Below are 2,962 nucleotides of genomic sequence, written 5' to 3'. Positions count from 1 at the left end.
GCCCTCGAGAAGCAGGTTGAGGAGGGTAAGCTCTCCCGGGAGGACATGGAGGATGCGCAGCTGCGCTGCACGGAGGCGGCGGTAAAGGACCAGGAGGTCGCCGGGATCGATATCATAAACGGCGGTGAGATGCACCGGAGGACGAACAACCGGCATGCGCCCCCGAACGCGATGCTCAACTTCTTCTGGGAGAAGATCCCCGGTTTTTCGAAGGAGACCCGGCCCAAGCCCATAACCCCCAAGGACCCCAACGTGTTCCACCCTGCCGCCGTATGCGTGGGTCCCATCGAATATGCCGACCTGGGGCTGGTCGATGAGTTTCGAACGGTTTCCGGGCTGACGGGAAGGGCGGTCAAAATTACCATGACCGGTCCCCACATGCTCGCCAGGGTCGCCTATGACGAACACTACGGGGATATCTCGAAGATGATGCAGGATCTGGCGAAGGTGATCAACAGAAACTTTCGGGACCTGGAAGAGGCGGGGTGCCGGTACGTGCAGATAGACGAGCCGCTGTTTGCCGCGGTCGATGATGATGAGGTCGCAGCTGCCGTCGACGCGATCAACATGGCCGTCGAAGGGCTGTCTTCTGCGTCGGTCCAGGTCCACATCTGCCAGGGGAACTACGCCGTGGGGGAGGACTATGACGGCCAGATCGGCCATCGATATTTCGACTTCGGACGATATCCGGCCGAGCTGATCTGCAAAATCAACTGTGACGTCCTGCTCGTCGAGTACGACTTCGCCGACCGGTACGAGGGCATCCTGGGTGACAGGATGCTGGCGGTCGGTGCCGCAGATGTGCAGGACCTCGCCGTGGAGTCGGATGAAAAGATCGCGGAGCGCATCGCGCAGATCGGCTGGCTTGCGCCGGACCAGACCATGATAACCAGCTCCTGCGGCATGAACCACCTTCACCGAGACATAGCCATCGGCAAGCTCAGGGCAATGGCCGGAGCAAAGCGCTTGCTCGAGCGCAGGTAGCCGCGGCCGGCCCCGAAAATCCACTTTACGGCAATCCTTTGCCGATCCCGCGATGCCGGGGTCCACGTTTGCCTTCCCTCTTTTCATGTGACGGGGGTAAAAGTTTCAAAAAAAGTGGTTTACATTTTCGCGTCCGGTACCGATAAAGAATGGTAGGGAACGCCAGGGCTTTCGCCCGGCGCGATTTAAACCGCTTGTTCTGGACCGGTGTGATCGTTATCCGGGGGTAACACACATGGCAATCAGGGAAGTGACAGGTTCAAGGAAAGATGGAAAGTGGGGGTACATCGACAATGCGGGGAAAGAGGTGATACCGGCGGAATTCGACGATGCCAGGGATTTCTCCGAGGGGCTGGCGAGGGTTAAGGTATCCGATAAATGGGGCTTTATAGACCGGTACGGGGAAATGTTCATAGAGCCGGTGTATGTTGACGCTCTGGATTTTTCCGAGGGAAAGGCGAGCGTCCAGATCGACGGCAGGTGGGGATACATCGACCGGAGCGGAACGGTTATGATATCTCCCGAGTTTGAGTTTGCAAGCCGCTTTCGAGAGGGTCTTGCAAGCGTGAAGGCGAACGGGAGGTGGGAATATATAGACGCGTCGGGAAATACGTTCAAAAACTTCCAGTTTTACAATAGCTGGGGATTTTACGAGGGCCTTTCAAACGTGGAGATAAACAGGGTATGGGGGTTTATCAACAAGAAAGGCAAGGTTGTCATCAAGCCCCGGTACAACGAAGCGAGAAGTTTCCACGAAGGGCTGGCACGCGTCCGTGTCGGGGTCAAATGGGGTTTTATCAACCAGAGCGGCGCTGCGGTCATCAAACTGGCTTTCGATGAGGCCCACGACTTCTCGGAAGGTCTGGCGGGCGTCAAGGCAAACGATAAGTGGGGATTCATAGACAGAACGGGAAACACCGCCATACCCAACCGGTTTACAAATGTCGGCGTTTTCTCCGAGGGCCTCGCCCCGGCGGCGCTCGAGGTGATCTGGGGATACATCGACAGGACGGGCAGCTTCGTGATCGAGCCTCAATTCGATTTTGCCGGGGAGTTCAGGGAAGGCCTGGCCAGGGTGTGGGTCAGCGACAGGTAGCGTTCCCGGCCCGTTAACCTTTTTTTCCTGCAAAGCGTTCGTTCAAAGGCAAAGACTCTCAGTCCAGGAAGAGGTCCGGTGCGGGCGTGGTTTCTGTATCCATCGCGTAGCGGGTGAAATCCGTTATCCCCTCATCCTTTAGAATCTCTTCGTCGATGAAGAAGTTCCCCGTGCAGCTCCGGCTGTTCCGGAGCAAAATGGCATGCGCGGCATCGGCGACGATCTCCGGCTTCCGGCAGAACCTCTCCGTGACGGCACCTCCGAGCATCGTTATCGCCGCGGTGGCGATGACGGTTGCGGGCCAGAGGGCATTGACGGCGACGCCCCGGTCCCGAAACTCCTCGGCCATTCCCAGGACACACATGCTCATTCCGTACTTCGAGATCGTATAGGCCAGGTGGTCCCGGAACCACCGGGCCTCGATCGCCAGGGGCGGGCTGAGGTTCAAGATGTGGGGATTGTCAGCCTTCAAGAGGTGGGGAAGGCAGGCCCGCGAGGAAACGAAGGTTCCCCTGACGTTTACGTCTAACATCAGGTCGAAGCGCTTGACCTCCGTCTCGAGGGTCCCCGTCAGGCTTATGGCGCTTGCGTTGTTCACCAGGATGTCGATCCCCCCGAACCACCCCACGGTCCGATCGACAGCGGCCAGGACCTGGTCCTCGAACCGGATATCGACTTCCAGCGGGAGCGCGGTCCCTCCCGCGGCTTCGATTTCTTCCGCTGCCGAGTAGATCGTCCCCGGGAGCCTTGGGTGGGGTTGTGCCGTTTTGGCGGCAATTGCTACGCTGGCCCCGTCCCGCGCGGCGCGCAACGCGATGGCTTTCCCGATACCCCGGCTTGCCCCCGTGATAAAGAGCGTCTTGCCCCTCAGCCCCTGCATGG

General features: G+C 59.0%; 3 protein-coding genes. 2 read left to right on the top strand and 1 reads right to left on the bottom strand.

Going from position 1 to position 2,962, the window contains the following annotated elements:
* On the top strand, positions 1-984 hold a 984-nt coding region (locus GTN70_06560; GenBank protein NIO16648.1), incomplete at its 5' end, for a hypothetical protein.
* Positions 985-1,219: 235 nt separating this feature from the next.
* Entirely contained in the window at positions 1,220-2,080 is an 861-nt protein-coding gene (locus GTN70_06555) for a WG repeat-containing protein (protein ID NIO16647.1), read from the top strand.
* A 58-nt stretch (positions 2,081-2,138) separates the two neighbouring features.
* Here the strand turns inward: GTN70_06555 and GTN70_06550 are convergent, their stop codons facing one another.
* The gene (locus tag GTN70_06550; protein NIO16646.1) at positions 2,139-2,960 is read right to left on the bottom strand and encodes an SDR family NAD(P)-dependent oxidoreductase; all 822 of its coding nucleotides are present in this window, start codon (positions 2,958-2,960) and stop codon (positions 2,139-2,141) included.
* Positions 2,961-2,962 lie beyond the last annotated feature (2 nt).

It is taken from the genome of Deltaproteobacteria bacterium, assembly GCA_011773515.1.
In the GTDB taxonomy this organism is placed as follows: domain Bacteria; phylum Desulfobacterota; class Deferrimicrobia; order J040; family J040; genus WVXK01.
This window is presented reverse-complemented; position numbering and strand designations above follow the sequence as displayed.

Excerpts from the sequence above, each read along its gene's own strand:
- GTN70_06555 (NIO16647.1), top strand. The coding sequence starts at position 1,220 with ATGGCAATCAGGGAAGTGACAGGTTCAAGGAAAGATGGAAAGTGGGGG.
- GTN70_06550 (NIO16646.1), bottom strand. The coding sequence starts at position 2,960 with ATGCAGGGGCTGAGGGGCAAGACGCTCTTTATCACGGGGGCAAGCCGG.